This window comes from Streptomyces anthophorae, from assembly GCF_049310305.1.
In the GTDB taxonomy this organism is placed as follows: domain Bacteria; phylum Actinomycetota; class Actinomycetes; order Streptomycetales; family Streptomycetaceae; genus Streptomyces.
This window is the reverse complement of record NZ_JBLWQQ010000001.1, coordinates 2,839,774-2,858,521: the sequence shown is the minus strand read 5'-3', so window position 1 is coordinate 2,858,521 and position 18,748 is coordinate 2,839,774. Positions and strand designations below refer to the sequence as shown.

General features: G+C 71.4%; 13 protein-coding genes and 1 pseudogene. 5 read left to right on the top strand and 9 right to left on the bottom strand.

Annotated elements, in window-relative coordinates; all coding sequences use genetic code 11:
* Positions 1-64 precede the first annotated feature (64 nt).
* Together ACNYS0_RS12660 and ACNYS0_RS12655 are read left to right on the top strand one after the other, a co-directional pair.
* Positions 65-1,015, top strand: a complete 951-nt coding sequence (locus ACNYS0_RS12660; protein ID WP_422473318.1) for a bifunctional riboflavin kinase/FAD synthetase — start codon at positions 65-67, stop codon at positions 1,013-1,015.
* Between the two features lie 114 nt (positions 1,016-1,129).
* Entirely contained in the window at positions 1,130-1,600 is a 471-nt protein-coding gene (locus tag ACNYS0_RS12655) for a carboxymuconolactone decarboxylase family protein (RefSeq protein WP_422473317.1), read from the top strand.
* Positions 1,601-1,671: 71 nt separating this feature from the next.
* Here ACNYS0_RS12655 and ACNYS0_RS12650 read toward each other — a convergent pair whose 3' ends face one another.
* The 7 genes and pseudogenes from ACNYS0_RS12650 to ACNYS0_RS12620 form a co-directional block, all read right to left on the bottom strand.
* Complete coding sequence (locus ACNYS0_RS12650) at positions 1,672-2,688, bottom strand: ABC transporter ATP-binding protein (protein ID WP_422473315.1); 1,017 nt, start codon at positions 2,686-2,688, stop codon at positions 1,672-1,674.
* Positions 2,685-3,680: an ABC transporter ATP-binding protein gene (locus ACNYS0_RS12645; RefSeq protein WP_422473313.1), complete on the bottom strand. Its 996-nt coding sequence runs from the start codon at positions 3,678-3,680 to the stop codon at positions 2,685-2,687. The genes ACNYS0_RS12650 and ACNYS0_RS12645 overlap by 4 nt, the downstream gene beginning before the upstream one ends.
* On the bottom strand, positions 3,677-4,618 hold the full coding sequence (locus ACNYS0_RS12640; RefSeq protein ID WP_422473311.1) for an ABC transporter permease: 942 nt from the start codon (positions 4,616-4,618) through the stop codon (positions 3,677-3,679). Before ACNYS0_RS12640 ends, ACNYS0_RS12645 begins: the two co-directional genes overlap by 4 nt.
* Positions 4,615-5,700: an ABC transporter permease gene (locus tag ACNYS0_RS12635; protein WP_422473309.1), complete on the bottom strand. Its 1,086-nt coding sequence runs from the start codon at positions 5,698-5,700 to the stop codon at positions 4,615-4,617. The genes ACNYS0_RS12640 and ACNYS0_RS12635 overlap by 4 nt, the downstream gene beginning before the upstream one ends.
* Positions 5,701-5,738: 38 nt before the next feature.
* The gene (locus ACNYS0_RS12630; protein WP_422473307.1) at positions 5,739-7,652 is read right to left on the bottom strand and encodes an ABC transporter substrate-binding protein; all 1,914 of its coding nucleotides are present in this window, start codon (positions 7,650-7,652) and stop codon (positions 5,739-5,741) included.
* 276 nt (positions 7,653-7,928) lie between these two features.
* The gene (locus ACNYS0_RS12625; protein WP_422482610.1) at positions 7,929-10,178 is read right to left on the bottom strand and encodes a MinD/ParA family ATP-binding protein; all 2,250 of its coding nucleotides are present in this window, start codon (positions 10,176-10,178) and stop codon (positions 7,929-7,931) included.
* An 855-nt stretch (positions 10,179-11,033) separates the two neighbouring features.
* A pseudogene (locus ACNYS0_RS12620) lies at positions 11,034-11,183 on the bottom strand (SCO5717 family growth-regulating ATPase); the annotation flags it as partial.
* A gap of 278 nt (positions 11,184-11,461) precedes the next feature.
* On the opposite strand from ACNYS0_RS12620, the gene ACNYS0_RS12615 reads away from it, so the two are divergent.
* The 3 genes from ACNYS0_RS12615 (at position 11,462) to ACNYS0_RS12605 (ending at position 16,911) form a co-directional block, all read left to right on the top strand.
* Entirely contained in the window at positions 11,462-13,666 is a 2,205-nt protein-coding gene (locus ACNYS0_RS12615) for a protein kinase domain-containing protein (RefSeq protein WP_422473305.1), read from the top strand.
* Between the two features lie 111 nt (positions 13,667-13,777).
* Positions 13,778-15,874, top strand: coding sequence for a protein kinase domain-containing protein (locus tag ACNYS0_RS12610; protein ID WP_422473303.1), 2,097 nt, complete (start codon positions 13,778-13,780; stop codon positions 15,872-15,874).
* Between the two features lie 119 nt (positions 15,875-15,993).
* On the top strand, positions 15,994-16,911 hold the full coding sequence (locus ACNYS0_RS12605; RefSeq protein ID WP_422473301.1) for a protein kinase family protein: 918 nt from the start codon (positions 15,994-15,996) through the stop codon (positions 16,909-16,911).
* Here ACNYS0_RS12605 and ACNYS0_RS12600 read toward each other — a convergent pair.
* Both ACNYS0_RS12600 and ACNYS0_RS12595 read right to left on the bottom strand, forming a co-directional pair.
* Positions 16,908-17,207 carry a DUF397 domain-containing protein gene (locus tag ACNYS0_RS12600; protein WP_422432346.1) on the bottom strand — a complete coding sequence of 100 codons (300 nt, stop codon included), beginning with the start codon at positions 17,205-17,207 and terminating at the stop codon, positions 16,908-16,910. The two genes, ACNYS0_RS12605 and ACNYS0_RS12600, sit on opposite strands and share 4 nt — an antisense overlap.
* Before the next feature lie 120 nt (positions 17,208-17,327).
* Complete coding sequence (locus tag ACNYS0_RS12595) at positions 17,328-18,734, bottom strand: S8 family peptidase (RefSeq protein ID WP_422473299.1); 1,407 nt, start codon at positions 18,732-18,734, stop codon at positions 17,328-17,330.
* Between the last annotated feature and the right edge of the window lie 14 nt (positions 18,735-18,748).

Below are 18,748 nucleotides of genomic sequence, written 5' to 3'. Positions count from 1 at the left end.
CGTATTCGGTAGAGAGACGCAAGGTTCCAAACGGTCGGACACAGGTTTGCGAGGGGCAATCACCGTGCAGCGCTGGCGTGGCTTGGAGGACATCCCCCAGGACTGGGGGCGCAGCGTCGTCACCATCGGCTCCTACGACGGGGTGCATCGCGGGCACCAGTTGATCATCGGGCGGGCCGTGGAGCGGGCGCGTGAGCTCGGCATCCCGGCCGTCGTGGTCACCTTCGACCCGCACCCCAGCGAGGTCGTGCGCCCGGGCTCGCACCCGCCGCTGCTCGCCCCGCACCACCGGCGTGCCGAACTGATGGCCGAGCTCGGCGTGGACGCCGTGCTGATCCTCCCGTTCACCACCGAGTTCTCGAAGCTGTCGCCCGCCGACTTCGTGGCGAAGGTGCTCGTCGACAAGCTGCACGCGCGCGTGGTCGTCGAGGGCCCCAACTTCCGCTTCGGGCACAAGGCCGCGGGCAATGTCGACTTCCTGGCCGAGCAGGGACAGACGTACGACTTTGAAGTCGAGGTCGTGGACCTGTACGTCAGCGGCTCCGCCGGGGGCGGTCAGCCGTTCTCCTCCACGCTGACGCGGCGGCTCGTCGCCGAGGGCGATGTGCTGGGCGCCGCCGAGATCCTCGGCCGGCCGCACCGCGTCGAGGGCGTCGTCGTGCGCGGCGCGCAGCGCGGCCGCGAGCTCGGCTTCCCGACCGCCAACGTCGAGACGCTCCCGCACACCGCGATCCCGGCCGACGGCGTCTACGCCGGGTGGCTGTACGTGAACGAAGAGGCGATGCCCGCGGCGATCTCCGTCGGCACGAACCCGCAGTTCGACGGCACCGAGCGCACCGTCGAGGCCTACGCCATCGACCGCGTGGGGCTCGATCTGTACGGGCTGCACGTGGCGGTGGAGTTCGTGGCGTTCGTGCGCGGCATGGCGAAGTTCGACTCGCTCGACGAGCTGGTCGCCGCGATCGCGGACGACGTGAAGCGCTCGCGCGAGCTCATCGAGGCGTCCGAGGCCTGAGAGCCCGCGGTCCGCGCCGCGGTGACGCAGGTCACTTCGGGGTGTGTCACATCGGGGCGGGGCGCTCCGTCGTAGTGGTGTCACCACTTATGACGGAGTGCGAAGGAGCCCCTCATGGAACCGCGACTCGACCTCTTCACCAACCCGGTCATCGGCAAGATGCTCAAGCACGTCATCGCGGCGGGCAAGGCCGCCGAGGGCTCGGGTGTGCCGGCGCCGACGCTCAACCTGGTCATGATCAGGGCCAGCCAGATCAACGGCTGCTCGGGCTGCCTGGACATGCACGTCAAGGACGCCGCCGAGGCCGGTGAGACGGCGGTCCGGCTCGCCCTTGTCGCCGCCTGGCGCGAGGCCAAGGTCTTCACCGAGGCCGAGAAGGCCGCCCTGGAGCTGACCGAGGCGGGCACCCGCATCGCGGACAGCGCCGGGGTCTCCGACGAGGTGTGGGAGAAGGCGGCCAAGCACTACGACGAGGCGCAGCTCGGCGCGCTGGTCGGGTGCATCGCGATGATCAACACCTTCAACCGGATCAACGTGATGACCCAGCAGCCGGCGGGCGACTACGTGCCCGGCATGTACGGCTGAGCCGTCTCGGGGAAACAGCGGTGAAGGCCCGGCTCCGGGGGGATCCGGGCCTTCGTCGTTCCCGCGCCGTACTAGTCGGCCGCGGCCTTCGCCGCCGCCCAGTGGCACGCCACCTGCGACGTGGCCGCCCCCGTCAGGACCGGCAGGTCCACCGTCCGGCACGCGTCGGCGACCCCCGCCTCCCCGGCCCGGCCGTCCGCCAGGACCTGGCAGCGCGCGTGGAAGCGGCAGCCGCCCGGGATGCGGGACGGGTCCGGGGGCTCGCCCGTGAGGACCACCGGATCGCCGGGCGCCTCCGGGAGGACCGACAACAGGGCCTGGGTGTACGGGTGTTGGGGCGAGGTCAGAACGTCCTCCACCCGGCCCGTCTCCACGATCCGGCCCAGGTACATCACCGCCACCCGGTCCGCGATGTTCCATGCGAGCCCGAGGTCGTGGGTGACCACGAGCGCGGAGAGGCCGAGTTCGTCGCGCAGGCGCAGCAGCAGGGCCAGGATCTCGCCTCGTACGGACGCGTCGAGCGACGCCACCGGCTCGTCGGCGACGATGAGTTCCGGGTCCAGGACCAGCGCGCCCGCGATCACCACGCGCTGGCGCTGGCCGCCCGACAGCTCGTGCGGGTAGCGCAGGAAGAAGCGCTCGGGCGGGCGGAGTCCCGCGCGGGACAGGGCGTTCGTGACCGCCTCGCGCTCGTCGCCCGCGTAGCCGTGGATGCGCAGCCCCTCGGCCACCGCGTCGTACACCGTGTGCCGCGGGTTCAGGGAGCCGCTCGGGTCCTGGAGGACCAACTGCACGCGCTTGCGGTACGACTTGAGCGCCTTCGAGGCGTAGTCGAGCGGCTTGCCCGCGAACGTGACCCTGCCCGTCGTCGGCTTCTCCAGGCCGAGCAGGGTGCGCGCCAGGCTCGTCTTGCCGCAGCCGGACTCGCCGACGAGCGCCACGATCTCGCCCGGCGCGATGTCCAGGTCGACGCCGTCCACGGCCCGCGCCTCGGCGGCGCCGCGCCGCCCGGGGAACGTGACGTGCAGCTTGTCGGCGCTGAGGAGGGCCTGCACGGAGCCGTCCGGCTTCTGAAGCGTTTCCGTCATGCCGTGGTGCTCCTTGCTTCGACTTCCGCGCCCAGGGCGTCACTTGAACCCACATGCACACACGCCGCCCGCCGCTCCGGGCCCGCCACCCGCAGCACCTGGTCCTCGCCCGCACACACGTCGAGCGCCACCGGGCAGCGCGGATGGAACGTACAGCCGGACGGCAGTGCCGAGGGGTCCGGCGGGTCGCCGGGCAGCCCGCGCGGCGCGAACCGGGAGGCCGGGTCGCCGATCGTCGGGAACGCCGCCGACAGCGCCTTCGCGTAGGGGTGCACCGCGTCCTCGTACACCTGGAGGGCCGGGCCCTCCTCGACGACGCGGCCCGCGTACATCACCGCGAGCCGGTCGCAGGTGTCGGAGAGGACCGCGAGGTCGTGGCTGATCATGACGAGACCGAGGTTCTCCTCGGTCACCAACTGCTCGATCAGGCGCAGGATCTGGGCCTGGATCATCACGTCGAGGGCCGTGGTCGGCTCGTCGGCGATGATCAGGTCCGGCTCGCAGGCGAGCGCCATCGCGATCATCACGCGCTGGCGCTGGCCGCCGGAGAGCTCGTGCGGGTAGGCGTTCGCGCGGGCGGCCGGGAGGCCCACGTGTTCGAGCAGCTCGCCGGCCTTCTTCTTCGCGCCCTCCTGCGTCGCCTTCTTGTGCAGGAGGATCGGTTCGGCGATCTGGTCGCCGATGCGGTGCACCGCGTTGAGCGAGTGCATCGCGCCCTGGAAGACGATCGAGGCGCCCGCCCAGCGGACGGCCCGCACCCGGCCCCACTTCATGGCGAGGACGTCCTCGCCGTTCAGCAGGATCTCGCCGGTTACCTTCGCGTCCTTGGGGAGCAGGCGCAGCAGCGCGAGCGCGAGCGTGGACTTTCCGCAGCCGGACTCGCCCGCGATGCCGAGCTTCTGGCCCGCCTCCACGGACAGGTTCACACCGCGGACGGCCCGCGCCCCGCCTGCGTAGGTCACTTCGAGGTTCCGTACCTCAAGAAGCGTCATGAGCGCACCCCCAGCTTCGGGTTGAGGACGGATTCGACCGCGCGGCCGCACAGCGTGAAGGAGAGCGCGACGACGGCGATGGCGATGCCGGGCGGGGCCAGGTACCACCAGTTGCCGGCGCTGACCGCGCCCGCCTCGCGCGCGTCCTGGAGCATGCCTCCCCAGGAGGTGACCGTCGGATCGGACAGGCCGAGGAACGCGAGGGTCGCCTCGGTCAGGATCGCCGAGGAGATGATCATCGTGGTCTGGGCGAGGACCAGCGGCATCACGTTCGGCAGCACGTGCCGCGTCATGACGTGGCTGTGGCTGCCGCCGAGCGCGCGCGCCCGCTCGATGTACGGGCGCGCCTCGACCGACAGGGTCTGGGCGCGCACCAGGCGCGCGGTCGTCGGCCAGGTCGTCACGCCGATCGCGATGATCACGGTCCACATCGAGCGGTCCATGACGGTCGCGAGGGCGATGGCGAGGACCAGCGTCGGCATCACGAGGAACCAGTCCGTGACGCGCATCAGGACCGTCGAGTACCAGCCGCGGAAGTGGCCCGCGACGATGCCGATGACGGTGCCGATGGCCACGCACAGGAACGCCGCGAGCAGGCCCACGGTGAGCGAGACGCGCGCCCCGTACACCAGGAGGGCGAGCACGCTGCGGCCGAACTGGTCGGTGCCCAGCGGGAATTCGGCGCTCGGCCCCTCCATGGGGCCGCCGGGCGCGTCGGTCACGCTCTGCGCGTCCGAGCCGACGAGGACCGGCGCGAGGATCGCGATCAGGGCGATCAGGATCAGCAGGCCGAGGCCCCACAGACCGCTGCGGTGCGCGCGGTAGGACCGCCAGAAGCGGGCCAGGGACTGGCGCTTGCGGGCGCGCGCGAGGGAGCGCGCGCTGGGCGCCTTCGGTGTTTTCGGTTCCTTCGAAGGCGCGGTTTCGGTCGTCGTCATCGGCCCACCCTCGGGTCGAGCAGCGGATAGAGGATGTCGGCGAGGGTGTTCGCGAGGATCACCGCGGTGGCGAAGACGAAGAACAGGCCCTGGACGAGCGGGAGATCGGGCACGGAGAGCGCCTGGTAGAAGAGCCCGCCGAGGCCGGGCCAGGAGAAGACAGTCTCGACGAGGATCTGCCCGGCGACCACGTGCCCCAGGTTCACGAACATCAGCGTGAACGTCGGCAGCATCGCGTTCGGCACCGCGTGCTTGCGGCGCACCAGGTCGTCGCGGAGCCCCTTGGCGCGGGCGGTCGTCAGATAGTCGCTGCCCATCTCGTCGAGCAGCGAGGAGCGCATGACGAGGAGCGTCTGCGCGTAGCCGACCGCGACCAGGGTGATCACCGGCAGGATCAGATGGTGCGCGACGTCGAGGATGTACGCGAACCCGGTCTCGCCGCCCGATTCGAGCCCGCCCGTCGGGAACATGCCGGGGATCGGCCCGATGCCGACGGCGAACACGATGATGAGGAGCAGGCCCAGCCAGAACGCCGGGACCGAGTACAGGGTCAGCGCGAACGCGGTGTTGAAGCGGTCGCTCCGTGACCCGTTGCGCCACGCCGTGCGCGTGCCGAGCCAGATGCCGAGCGCCGAGTACAGGACGTACGCCGTGCCCGTGAGCAGCAGCGTCGCCGGGAGCGCGGCGAGGATCTTGTCCATGACCGGGGCGTGGAACTGGAACGAGATCCCGAAGTCACCGGAGAGCGCGTCGCCGATGTACGACGTGAACTGCTTCCACATCGGCTGGTCGAGGCCGTACTGGTGGCGCAGGTTCTGAAGTTGCTCCGAGGAGACCTTGCGGCCGCCGGTCATCTGCTTGACCGGGTCGGAGGGGATGAGCCGGAACAGGAAGAAGCTGGTCACGAGGACGGCGAAGAGCGAGACGATCGCGCCGCCGATCTTCGTGAGCGCGTACTGGACGTACGCCTTGGTGTTGCGGGCCCGGGGGCCGCGGGCGGCCGGCGGCGCCCCGGCCGAAGCCGGGTCGCCGTCCGTGCCGTCCGCGGGCTGCACGAGCGCCGGAGTGCTGTCAGCTGTCATGGTTCACATGTCTTCTTACTCGCGTAGCTGTGCGTCGCCTACTCGCGCTCGTCCGCCGTCGTCCGGCGCCGCCGCGCGAAGAGCACTCCGCCGCCGATGACGACGAGCGCCGCGACCACGATGCCGATCACGATCCCGGTGGAACTGGACGAACCGCTGTCCTCGCTGTCGGACGCCGACGCGGGCTCGGCCGACCACCAGCTCCAATACCCGTCCTGGCCATAGATGTTGCCGGCGGCGGTGGGCATCGTCTGGATGGACTTGATCTGGTCGGTGCGGTACGCCTCGACCGCGTTCGGGTACGCCATGACGTTCATGTAGCCGGAGTCGTAGAGCCAGGACTCCATCTTCTTCACGGTGTCCGCGCGCTTGGCCGGGTCGTACTCGGCGAGCTGCTGGTTGTAGAGCTTGTCGTAGGTCTTGTCGCAGATGCCGTTGTCGGTCTGCGCGACCTCCTTCGGCTTGCTGGGCAGGGCGGCGCAGGTGTGGATGCCGAGGACGAAGTCCGGGTCGGGGTTGACCGACCAGCCGTCGAAGGCGAGGTCGTACTCGCCCGCGTACCAGGGCACGGAGACGTCGTCGACGCAGTTGAGCTTGAGGCCGATGCCGACCTTGCCCCACCACTCCTTGAGGTACTTGCCGACCGCCTTGTCGTTGGGGTCGGTGGCGTGGCACAGCATCCGCAGGTTGATCGGCTTGCCGTCCTTGCCGACGCGCTTGCCGTCCTTCATCTTGTAGCCCGCGTCGTCGAGCATCTTGCCCGCGGCCTTCGGGTCGTAGCTCAGCTGCTGATCGCCCGAGGGCTGCCAGTAGTAGTCCTGGAAGCGCGGCGGGATGTAGCCCTGGCCGCGCACGGCGTGGCCCTGGAAGACCTTGTCGACGATGGTCTTGGTGTCGACGGACTTGAAGAGTGCCTGGCGGAAGTCCTGGTCGAGCAGCGCCGGGTTGCCGTCGCCGAACTTCTTGCCGCTCTTGGTCTTCCAGCCGGGGTTCACGGCGATCGCGTAGAAGCGGCGGCCCGGACCCTCGTTGACCTTGATGTCCTTCTCGCCCTTGAGCGAGGCCGCCTGAGCGGGCGTCAGGGCGGGGGAGCCCGCGACGAAGGAGACCTCGCCCTTGCGCAGGGCGGCGACCGCGGCGTCCTGGTCCTTGTACGTCTTGAAGACGATGTTGTCGAACTGCGGCGTCTTCGTCTTGCGCCAGAAGTCCGGGTTGCGCTTCAGCTTCACGTACTGGTCGGTCTTGTAGCCGGTGACGACGTACGGACCGTTCCCGACGATCGGGAAGTCCTTGTCGTTGTTGAACTTCGAGTAGTCCTTGACGTCCTTCCAGACGTGCTCGGGCACGATCGGGATGTCGAGGGCCGTCATGGTCGCCTGCGGCTTCTTCAGCTCGACGACGAGCTTGGTGTCGCTGGGCGCCGTGACCTTCTTGAAGTTGCCGACGAACGAGCCGTTGGCGGTCGCCGCGCCGTCGTCCGTCATCATCTTGTTGAAGGTGAAGGCGGCGTCGTGGGCGGTGGCCTTCTGGCCGTCGGACCACTTCGAGTCGGAGCGGATGGTGTACGTCCACGTCAGCTTGTCGGCCGAGGGCTTCCACTCGGTGGCGAACCCCGGGATGACATGGTTGTCCTTCGGGTCGTAATTGGTCAGGTACTCGTACATCAGCCGGTGGATGCTCGTACTGACCAGGCGCGTCGCCAGGAACGGGCTCAGCGAGTCGACGCTCTGCGCGACGGCCACGGTGAGGGTCTTGTTCGTGCCGCTGTCGGCCTTGGCCGCGGCGTTGCCGCTCGCCTTCGCCTCGGCCTGTTGCGGCGCCGGGTTGAGCGGCGTGGCGAGGCCTGCGGTCAGGGTGAACGCCGCGGCGCCGGCCGCGAGGAGTATCCGCACTCCGCGCCGCGGGGGGCGGGCCGTTCTGTGGTCCATGTCTTGCTGAGCTGGTGTGTCCATCGGCGGTGACCTCGCGCATCGCTCGCACAGCTGGGCTGAATCCGAGAATTCAGGTCGATTGAAGTGTTGGTTTATCAGCGGCAGTTGAGGGACGTCAACGGTGGGTGAACCCCATGTGGCCTGCGGAAATAACGAGTTGACCTGCATTTCACGCACATTGGTCGAGACCTCTGATGCTTTGCAGGCCAGGGGATGGCACCCGGATGGGTGCAGGACACGCCAGGGGCCCGCATCCGTGTTCGACGGGTGCGGGCCCCTCGTGGGTGGGTGGGGGAGCTAATGGTGTTGTTGGTGCGCGGGTGGTGGCGGGGGCTGCCACCCGGGGTGCATCGCCTGCGGCGGCTGCGCCTGCGGCATGTGCTGGGGCTGCGGCATGTGCTGGTGCTGGTGCTGGTGCTGGTGCTGGTGCTGGGGCTGCTGCTGGTGATGGGTGCGGGCGAAGCCCTCGGCGACCATCGCGGAGAGGTCGAAGTACGCCTCCCGCACCTTGGGGCGCATCATGTCGAGGTCGACCTCGGCGCCCGCCGCCAGGTGCTCGTCGAAGGGGATGACGATCACTCCGCGGCAGCGCGTCTCGAAGTGGCTGACGATGTCGTCCACCTTGATCATCTTGCCGGTGTCGCGGACGCCGGAGATGACGGTGAGGGAGCGGGCGACGAGCTCGGAGTACCCGTGCGCGGACAGCCAGTCGAGGGTGGTGCTGGCGCTGGACGCGCCGTCGACGGAGGGGGTCGAGATGATGATCAACTGGTCGGCCAGGTCGAGGACTCCGCGCATCGCGGAGTACAGCAGGCCCGTGCCGGAGTCGGTCAGGATGACGGGGTACTGCCTGCCGAGCACGTCGATCGCGCGCCGGTAGTCCTCGTCGTCGAACGTCGAGGAGACCTCGGGCTCCACGTCGTTGGCGATGATCTCCAGGCCGGAGGGGGTCTGCGAGGTGTACTGCCGGATGTCCGCGTACGAGTGCAGGTGCGGGATGTTCTGGACCAGGTCGCGGATGGTGGCGCCGGTTTCGCGGCGCACGCGGCGGCCGAGCGTGCCGGCGTCCGGGTTGGCGTCGATGGCCAGGATCTTGTCCTGGCGCTCCGAGGCGAGGGTCGAGCCGAGGGCCGTCGTGGTGGTCGTCTTGCCGACGCCGCCCTTGAGGCTGATCACGGCGATCCGGTAGCAGGACGAGACCGGGGTGCGGATGAGCTCCAGCTTCCGCTGCCGCTCCGTCTCCTCCTTCTTGCCCCCGAACTTGAACCGCCCGCCACCCGCGCCGGGGGCCTTGCTGCGCTGCTTCTGCCGCTTGCTGTTGACCAGCCGGTCGGCCGACAGCTCGACGGCCGCGGTGTAGCCGAGGGGAGCGTTGGCGTCGTGGGCGTACGGCTGCTGCTGCCAGGTGGGGGCGGCGGGGTGGCCCTGTTGCGGGGCGGGAGCCGACGGGGCCGGGGCGGCGGCCTGCGGGGGGAGCGGCTGGGCGGGTGGCTGGGGCTGAGGGGAGCCGTACGCGGTCGGTGTGGCGGGTGGCTGCTGACCGGTGGGTGGTGGGGTCGGTGCGGGTTGGGGCGGCTGGTGCTGGGGCGGCGGTGCCGGTGGGGCGGGTTGGGCCGAGGGCTGAGGGAAGCCGTAGCCGGCCGGGGGCGTGGGGGCGGCGGGCGGCTGGCCGTGGACCGGCGGTGTGGGTTGGGTCGGTTGGGCCGGGGGCTGGGGGAAGCCGTAGCCGGGCTGGGGCATCGGTTGGGAGCCGTAACCGGGCTGCGGTGCGGGCGCGTTGGGGGCGGGCTGCGGGTGGCCGTGGCCGGGCTCGCCCTGGGGCGGGCCGTATTCACCCTGTGGTGCCGATGGGGCGGGCGGCTGGGGGAAGCCGTACGCGCCCTGGGGCTGTGGCGGGACCGCGGCGGGCGGGGTGTTCGGGGCGGCAAGGGGCGGTTGGCCGGGTGCGGGGTCGTTCCACTGCGGGGCCGCGGGTGGCGCGGCCGGCTGGAACGACGGCGGCAACGGGGGGACCCCGCCGGCCGGTGGGGGCGGGGGAGCCCAGCCTGCCGGGGCGTCGGGGGCCGGAGCCGGCCGGGGCGGCGCGGGTTCGGGGAGGGGGACCCTGGAATCCGCGGAGGCTGCCGGGGATCGGGTGGCTGAGGGAGTTGGCTCCGCGGTGGCCTCGCCGGGGGACGCCGCGGCGGCCTCCTCGGTGCCCGGCGCCGCGAGCGGGAAGTCGGTGTCCGCCGGGGCGGCATCGGCCGGCTTCGCGCGGGTGCTGTCCGTGTCGATGTCGACGTGCACCCGGTGGGCGTCGACCCACGCGCGGGCCCGTTCCTCGGGCGTCCGGTCCTCAGGGGGCGCGGGGGCGGGCGGTTCCCCGAGCGCGGCGAGTTCCTCGAAGCTCCGCTTCAGCGAGGGCGCGGAGATACGCAGGGTGGCCCCGCTCTCCAGATCCCCACTGTCCAGCGCACCCGCGGCAGCGACAGCCCCGCCCGACGAGACGGGAGCGCCGGGCGCCGCCGACGCGGCCGACCGAGCCGGTGCGCCTTGGGCCGGCGGCACGTGGGGAGTCGCCGGACTGCCTGGGGCCTCCGGTGCATCCGGCGCCGCGAACGTGGCCGGCTCAGCTGGAGCGGCCGGGGCGGCCGGGGCAATTGGAGCTGCCGGAGCCGCCGGAGCTGGTGGGGCAACCGGGGCCGTCGGGGCGGCCGGGGCTGCCGGAGTCACTGATTCGACCAGCATCGCTGGAGTGGCTGGTGCCGCCGGGGCGACGGGGGCTGACGGGGCGACCGGAGCCTCTGGATCCGCTGGAGACGTCGAGGTCGCCGGGCCTTCCGGAGTGACCGACTCGACCGGCGTCGCTGTCGTGATCGGCGCCGCCGGGGCAACTGGCGCCGGTGGAGCAGTCGGTGTCGCCGGAGCCGCCGGGGCACCCGGAGCGGCCCCGACGACCGGAGCTTCCGGGGTGACGGGAGCAGCTGGAGCTGCCGGGCCCGTCGAAGACACCGGAGCCACCGACTCGACCGGCATCGCTGCCGTGACCGGCGCCGCCGGGGCAACCGGCGTTGCCGGAGCGCCCGTTGCGCCCGACCCCGCCGGAGAACCCGGAGCCGCCGGTGCGACCGGGGCAACTGGCGCCGCAGGAGCCGCCGGAGCCGCCGGGGCAATTGGCGCTGCCGGAGCTGCCAGAACCGCCGGAGCCGCCGGTGCGACCGGGGCAATTGGCGCCGCAGGAGCGGCCGGAGCCGCCGGGGTAACCGGCGCCGCCGGGACAACCGGAGCGGTCGGGGCAACTGGCGCCGCCGGAGCGACCGAGGCGACCGACCCCGCCGGCGCCGTCGCGGCGGCTGGCGGCCCCGGTGTCCCCTCCGCCCCCGTGGCCCGATTCTCGCCGCCGCTCCACGAGCTCGCCTGCTGGTACCAGGGCGGAGGGGCGTAGTCGATGGTGAACTCGCCCGTGGGGGCGGGCGGGAAGTCGGTCGGTCGTTCGGCATCGGATTCCGCGGCGGACGGGTCGCCGGCGGGTGGCCCGCCGCCCCCGCGGACATCGTCCCGATCGCTGCTCACAATGCCTCCTGGTGTGGTCGAGCCCCCGCCCCCCTTGACGCGTGCGCGGGAACACAGGACACGTCCCGTCCCAGCCTAATCACCAAAACCGCCCGCACGGCAGGCCTGTCCACACCCCGTCGACTAGACTCGCCGCGCCGTGACCGGGGAGGTCGTGGCTCGGACGGCGGCGGGGAGGGCATGGCGTGCGGAATCGGATGAGGGGCGGCGCCCCGCCCGGGCGCGTACCGCGCCCCAACTGACCCGCTCCGCACCCGACCACGGCGAGAACTCACCCCATGCCTACCGCGCTCACCCACGACGACCCCGTACACCTCGGCCCGTTCCGCCTCGTCTCGCGGCTCGGCAGCGGCGGGATGGGGACCGTGTACGTCGCGCGGACCGCCGGCGGGCGCACCGTCGCGGTGAAGACGATGCACGCCGCGCTCGCCGCCGACCAGGCGGGACGGACCCGTTTCCGCCTTGAGATCGACGCCGCGCGCGTCATCGGCGGGCAGTTCGGGGCGAAGGTCGTCGACGCGGACCCGCTGGCAGAGACACCGTGGCTGGCCACCGAGTACGTACTCGGGCCGCCCCTCGACGAGGCCGTCGAGGCCGGCGGACCGATGCCCGAGACGACCGTGCGCGCGCTGGGCGCCGCCCTGTGCGGGGCACTCGGCCAACTGCACCGCAGCGACGTCGTGCACCGCGACCTCAAGCCGTCCAACATCCTCGTGACGGCCTACGGCCCGAAGGTCATCGACTTCGGCATCGCCCGGGCCATCGGCGACGACCGCCTGACCCGCGTCGGGTCCGCCGTCGGCACCCCCGCGTTCATGTCCCCGGAACAGGCCACCGGCCAGGAACACGGCCCGGCCGGAGACGTGTTCGCGCTCGCGGGCGTGCTGGTGTTCGCGGCCCGCGGCAGCGGCCCGTTCGGCAACGGACAGGCCGCCGACCTGCTGTACCGCGTGCGCTACGGCGAGCCGGACCTCACAGGCGTGCCCGCAGCGCTCGTCCCCGTACTGGCGCGCTGTCTCGACAAGGACCCGGCGCGGCGGCCCACCACGCAGGAACTGTCGGCCCAACTCCACACCGGGGCGGGCGAGTTCGCCGACCACCTGTCCGAGGCGCTGCTCGGCGACATCGGCCGCCGGGCCGCCGACGTATGGCAGCCGGCCCCGCAACGGCTGGCCGCACCCCTGACGCACACGCTCCCGCAGACCACCGCCGTGAACTCCACCACCAGCGCGCCCGTGACGCGGCGCCGCTTCCTCGCCGCCGGAGGCGTCCTCGGTGTCGGCGCGGTCGCGGCCGGAGGCGCCCTGTGGTGGACCGGCCGCTCCTCGGAGAAGGAGAAGAAGGCGGCGGATCCCAAGGCCACCGACACCCGCGGCCGCCGCAATCTCGACCCGCTCTGGAAGGACGAGGGCTACTTCGAGACCAGCGTCGTCGACGGCGGAAAGTCGATGATCCCGGCCATCGTCGGCGGAACCGCCGTCGCGATGCGCGGGTACGCCCGCGGCCTCGCCGTGTCCGACGGCGCGAAGCAGTGGGACGACCACATCGGCAGCGGCTGGCAGTGGACCGCTGCGGACGGCAAGCTCTACCACCTGTCCTACAGCGTGTACCAGGACGACCGGGCAGGCGCGCCCGTCACCGTCGAGACGATCGCCCCGCGCACCGGCAAGAAGCTCAAGACCCTCGCCCGCCTCGCCGACACCACCGACCAGCTGGAGGGGAACCAACTCCTCTGCGTCGCCGACGACATCGCCTATGTGGTCGTCGGCAAGGGAAGCGGCGAAAAGCTCGGTTACGCGAAGGCGCAGAAGTGGACACTGCGCGCCGTGAACTGCGCGACCGGCAAGACCCTGTGGACCAAGCCGCTGCCCCGGCGGGACGAGCTCGACCAGTCCATGTACATCATCGCCGCGAAGGTGGCCGGCGGGCGCCTGGTCACGTACCAGCAGATGAAGGAGGACGAGCCCCACATCGTCGTACGGGACCTGAAGACCGGCGGCATCCTGTGGGACGTCCCGTACCTCGTCGACGACGTCGCCCCTTTGTGGGCCGGGATCGCGGCCGACGACACCCACCTCTACATCGGCGGCACCCGGCTGCGCGCCGTGCGCCTCAAGGACGGCAAGGCGCAGTGGCAGACGCCCGAAGGCCGCGCGTTCGGCCCGCCGACCCTGGAGGGCGGTGTCGTGTACGCGGTGGGCGAGGGCCTCGGACTCGCCGCGTACCGGGCGGGCAGTGGCGGGCGGCTGTGGGTGGAGAAGGACGGCAGCGCCGACGAGCAGTCCAGGGCGTGGCGCCCGCTCGTCGGCAAACAGTGCGCGTACTACCGCAACGGCGCGCAGTTGCACGCCGTCGACCTCAAGAGCCACGAGGTCGCGTGGACGTACAAGACGGACGGCGACCGCTTCTACGCGAACCCGGAACGCACGCGCATCCTCTCCCTGAGCGACAACGCCAAGCTCGCCGCGTACCCCATGAAGTGACCGACGCCAGTCCCCCCCCCCCCCACGTACACACAGACGTACACGCAGACGTACACGTAGAAGTACACACACGCACCGTTCCGCGACCGCCACCCCGGCAGAAGGCCCCACATGAAACCCCTCGGCATCGGCGACCCCCTCCGCCTCGGTCCCTACCGCGTCCTCGGCGTGCTCGGCGAGGGCGGCATGGGCAAGGTGTACGTCGGCCAGGACGGCGCAGGGACGCTCGCCGCGGTCAAGGTCCTCAAGCCCGAACTCGCCCACGACACCAACCTCGCCCAGCGGTTCGTGCGCGAGGCGCAGGCCGCCCAGGCCGTACGCAGCAAGGGCGTCGCGAACGTCCTCGGCGCGTGGACCGAGGGCGGCCGACCGTGGATGGCCACCGAGTTCCTCGCGGGCCTCACTCTCGACCAGGCCGTCGAGGCGCACGGACCGCTGCCCGAACCCACCCTGCGCGCCCTCGCGGCATCCCTCGCGCACACCCTCGCCGACATCCACGCGGCCGGTTTCATCCACCGCGACCTCAAACCGCCGAACATCGTGCTGACGTCGACGGGCCCGCGCATCATCGACTTCGGCATCGCACGGCCCGAGCACGGACTGACCCTCACCACGACGGGGGAGGTGCCGGTCACCCCCGGATACGGGGCCCCCGAGCAGGTGCTCGGCCGCCGCGTCACACCCGCCGCCGACATCTTCTCGCTGGGCGCGGTGCTCGGGTACGCGGCCACCGGAAGGCGCGCGTTCGACGGCGGACACGTGGCGGCCGTGCAGTACGAGGTGGTGCACGGTGAGCCCCAACTCCAGGGAATTCAGCCGGAGTTGCTCGCCCTCATCGCACCCTGCCTCGCCAAGGACCCGGCGCACCGCCCCACCCCCGCCCAGATCGCCGAGGCGATGCGGCCGCCCAAGGGCGCGGAGAAGATCTGGCGGCGCGGCTCCATCGCCGACGCGATCACCGAACGGGAGACCGGAGCCCGGCACCTGTCGACCACCATCGTGGGCGGAGCGCAGCAGCCGCAACAGCCCGCCATGTCCCGAAGACGCCTGCTGACGACGCTCGCCGTCGGCGGCACCGTCGCCGCGGTCGGCGGCGGCACGGCCGCGTGGTGGTACGGCTCGCGCCCCGACAGCGCCCTGTTCGACATCCCGGCAGCCGTGAGGACCCCCGTACAGGCCCTGAAGTCCAAGCCCGCCGACGACTACGCCGAGAACGGCGGGTCCATGAAGCTGTGGTCCGTCACCACGGCCGACGCCACCTCGCCCGAACTGCTGCCCGTGCGCGACGTGTTGGTCTTCGCGCTCGGTTCCGGCGGCATCGGGGCGTACGGCGTCAAGAACGGCAAGCGGCGATGGTCGGCCGCCGGCCTGCGGGCCAGGTCCGGCTACGTGTCGCTGGCCGACCGGCTCGTCGTCGGCGCTGACGAGCAGGGCACGCTGCACACCTTCGTACCCTCCACCGGAGCGGCGAAGTGGACGTGCGAGCAGGCCGAGGCCGAGACGCTGCTCGCCGCGGACCCCGGCGCGGTCTACATGATCACGAAGGACGACCGGCTGCGCTGCGTCAACAGCGAGGACGCCGAGGTGCGGTGGACGGTCACCGTGCCCGCGAAGTTCCGCAAGAAGCTGCACGGCCCGGCCGCCGTCGGCGGGGGAGTCCTCGTCGTTCCGGCCACCGACGGCACGGTGCTCGCGGTGCGCACCGACGACGGCCGCACGGCGTGGAAGCAGTCCGAGGAGTCCGAGTCGGTCGTCCGCCCCGCCATCGCCGACGGCATGGTCTACCTCAACGGCAAGACCCTGGAGGCCTACCGGCTCCGCGACGGCAACCGGGAGTGGAGCACGTTCCCGCTCGGCGGCGCCGACTCCGTGTACAGCAAGTGGGGCCCGCCCGAGGTGCGGGGAAACCGCGTGTACGCCAACGCCGTCGACGTCACCCGCTGCCACAACCGGGCCGACGGCAACCAGGAGTGGTTCGCGGTCGGCCCGTCCACGGCCAGCCGGGTGCTGACGCAGGGCACCAGCGTCTGGTCCGTCGACGACGGCGGCGGAATCGGGGAGCTCCAGCTGAAGGGCATCCCGCAGAAGGACGGCAAGAACGCGTGGACGACCAGGTTCCCGCGCCCCCACTACACGCAGCTCGCGGTCGGCGGGAACCGGGTCTTCCTGCTGATGGACAGCACGGTGCAGGCGCTGTCGGTGTTCTAGGCGGCGGTAGGGTCGGGCGAGAGAGCGGCGAGAGAGCGCCGGTGGGGCAGGGGCCTTGTTCGCATCGGGTTTCGTATCGGGTTTTCGCATCGGGTTTCGTATCGGGGGAGTGATCGCACGTGCACAGCGTCAGGGGCGGGGGCGGCCGGCAGGTGGGCCCGTATCTGCTGCTCACGTCCATCGATCAGGAGGGCGCGGCGCCCGCGGCCCGCTCCATCGCCCGCACGCCCGACGGCGACCGCACGGTCCTGCTGAGCGCCCCGGCCCCCGGTGTCGACCCGAACCGCTTCATGGCGGAGGCCGACGCGGCGCGCTACCTGCTGGGCAGTTGGACCCTGCCGACCGTCGAACTCGCCCCGCCCGGCGGAGCCCCCTGGCACACGCGCCCCTACGTCCCCGTACTGCCGCTGCCCACCGCGCTCGCACTCCACGGCGGCCCGCTCCCGGAGCGCACCGTGCGCGCACTCGGCGTCGCCCTCGCCGAGACGCTGTCCGTCATCCACGGCCAGAGCCTCGTCCACGCCGGGCTCTCCCCGGCGGCCGTGCTGCTCTCCTTCGACGGCCCGCGCCTCGACTGCTTCGGGGCGGTACGGGCGGCGGCACCCGACGGAGCGGTACGACGCGACCTGCCGGGCATCGACGTCACGGCCCTCGCGCCGGAACAGGCGGCGGGCGGACAGCCGCGCCCGCTCGGCGACGTGTACGGACTGGGCGCGACCCTCGCGTACGCGGCGACGGGCCACACGGTGCCCGAGCGCGACGAACTCCCGGCGTCGCTGCGCTCACTGGTGAGCAGATGCCTGTCCCGTGACCCGGTGCAGCGTCCTCAACTGGCGGACATGGTGGCCGAGTTGAGCGCTGGTGGTGCGGCGCGCCCCGCCGGTTTCGGCTCGACCGACCACGCCTCGACGCTCCTCACCCCCGGCTGGCTGCCGGCCCGCCTCGTCGCCGCGCTGGCGCACCAGGCGGCATCGGTGCTGGACGCGGACCTGCCGACGCAGCCTGCTACGACAGGTACGTACGGGTACGGCTACTAGACCTCCGCACCACCATTGCGCGGAGCCGGTTCCAGGTCGAACTCCCCGTCCCGGGCGCCGAGTACGAACGCCGTCCACTCCGCCTCGGTGTACCGCAGCACCGTCTCCGGCTCCAGCGACGAACGCATCGCCACGGCGCCGCCCGGCAGCTTGGCGATCTCGACGCGCTCCTCGTCCCCCTCGGTCCCGGGCGCGCTCTCCCACGTGACACCGGAGATGTCGAGCGCGTACAACTCGTTCTTCTCGCGCTCCTTACGGGCCTCGATCTCCTCCGGCGTCTCGCCTGTGGTCCCCACGCCGCACCAGCCCTTTCCGTCACTTCATGGCAAACACCCTCAGCTTAGCGAGAGTCGGCCGACGGCAGTCGGGAATCGACGGGCACTCACCCGAACTCCAGCACGCAGGCCGGCCGGCACCTATTGGCGTGGGGGACCCCACGGCGGGGTCTGCTGCTGGCCGTAGGGGCCGGGCTGCGGTGGGGGCTGGGGCGGGTAGCCGCCCTGCTGGTAGGTGGGTTGGGGCGGGTAGCCACCTTGGTGGTAGGCGGGTGGGGGCATGGTGCCGGGGCCGCCCGGGCCGCCGCGGTTGTTCTTGTTGCGGGAGACGACGACGATCACGACGACCACCACGATGACGACGAGCGCGGCGATGCCGATGCCGACGTAGAGGAGCATGTTGGAGCTGTCGTCCTCCGACGAGCTGGAGGCGTTGCCGGAGGCGGGGGTCGGGGCCTCACCGGACTCGTCACCCGAAGCCTTGGGGAGGGACGACAGGTCCCAGGGGCCGTTCGCGTCGCCCTTGGGGATGCTGGCGGTGAGGGCCTTGAGCGGGCTCAGGTCGCCGTAGCCGTGGTACGCGTCGGGGAGCTTCGACTTGTCGACGCCCTTGGCGATGTAGGTCGACTTGATGACGCGGTTGACCAGTTGGCCGGGGGTGTAGTCCGGGTACTTCTGCTTGAGGAGGGCGAAGGTGCCGGAGGCGATGGCGGTCGACATGGAGGTGCCGTCGGTGGTGAGGTAGTCGCTTTTGTGGGAATTGCCGTCGGCGTCCTCGAAGTCGCCGTTCGCAGTGGCCATGATGAGGCTCTTTGCGGGGGCGGTGAACATCAGTTGCTTGGAGTAGTTCGAGGCGCCGTTGTCGTCGTCCCAGCGGTTGCCGTCCTGCGTGGAGCCGCCGACCTGGACGACCCCGGGGACGGAGCCGAGGCCCCTCTTCTCTTCGACGCCGTCGTTGCCTGAGCCTTGGACGACAACCACGTGGTGGTCCAAGGCGTAAGCGATGGCTTTCTTGTCCACTTCGTCCGCGTAGTCCTGGCCGACGGAGATGTTGATGACATCGGCGCCCTGGTCGACGGCGTACTTGATTGCCTCGTCCCATTCACAGGCATGTGGGTTGTCGGCGCCGACAGGGCCGCCTTCGTTCTCGAAGATGTCGATGGGGAGGACCTCGGCGTCCGGGGCGAGCCCGAGAATGCCCTGGCCGTTGCCGGCCCCATGACCGTGGCCCGCGATCAGCGAGGACATCGCGGTGCCGTGGTCGTCGAGTGTTTCCTTGTTCGCTGGCTGGCCATCCTTGCAGCGCTCTCCAGGAAGGACACTGCCCGTGAGGTCTGGGTGCGAGCCGTCCACGCCGTCGTCGAGTACGGCGACGGTGACGCCCTTGCCGGTGGCGACTTTGTGGATGGCGTTGATGTCGAACGCCTTGTTCTGCCACTGATCGTCGCGGGCCGCGTCCGCAGATGCGGCCTGTGCGGTGCCGAGCACCAGGGCTCCCACCATGGCCGCGCCGCCAATCGCGCGGAGCGTCCTGTGCGCGAAGCGCATGCTCTGACACCTTT

Bases quoted from the DNA above. Each gene is read 5' to 3' on its own strand.
- ACNYS0_RS12635 (WP_422473309.1), bottom strand. From the start codon at position 5,700: ATGACAGCTGACAGCACTCCGGCGCTCGTGCAGCCCGCGGACGGCACG.
- ACNYS0_RS12595 (WP_422473299.1), bottom strand. From the start codon at position 18,734: ATGCGCTTCGCGCACAGGACGCTCCGCGCGATTGGCGGCGCGGCCATG.
- ACNYS0_RS12630 (WP_422473307.1), bottom strand. From the start codon at position 7,652: ATGGACACACCAGCTCAGCAAGACATGGACCACAGAACGGCCCGCCCC.
- ACNYS0_RS12655 (WP_422473317.1), top strand. From the start codon at position 1,130: ATGGAACCGCGACTCGACCTCTTCACCAACCCGGTCATCGGCAAGATG.
- ACNYS0_RS12645 (WP_422473313.1), bottom strand. From the start codon at position 3,680: ATGACGCTTCTTGAGGTACGGAACCTCGAAGTGACCTACGCAGGCGGG.
- ACNYS0_RS12650 (WP_422473315.1), bottom strand. From the start codon at position 2,688: ATGACGGAAACGCTTCAGAAGCCGGACGGCTCCGTGCAGGCCCTCCTC.
- ACNYS0_RS12610 (WP_422473303.1), top strand. From the start codon at position 13,778: ATGAAACCCCTCGGCATCGGCGACCCCCTCCGCCTCGGTCCCTACCGC.
- ACNYS0_RS12615 (WP_422473305.1), top strand. From the start codon at position 11,462: ATGCCTACCGCGCTCACCCACGACGACCCCGTACACCTCGGCCCGTTC.
- ACNYS0_RS12640 (WP_422473311.1), bottom strand. From the start codon at position 4,618: ATGACGACGACCGAAACCGCGCCTTCGAAGGAACCGAAAACACCGAAG.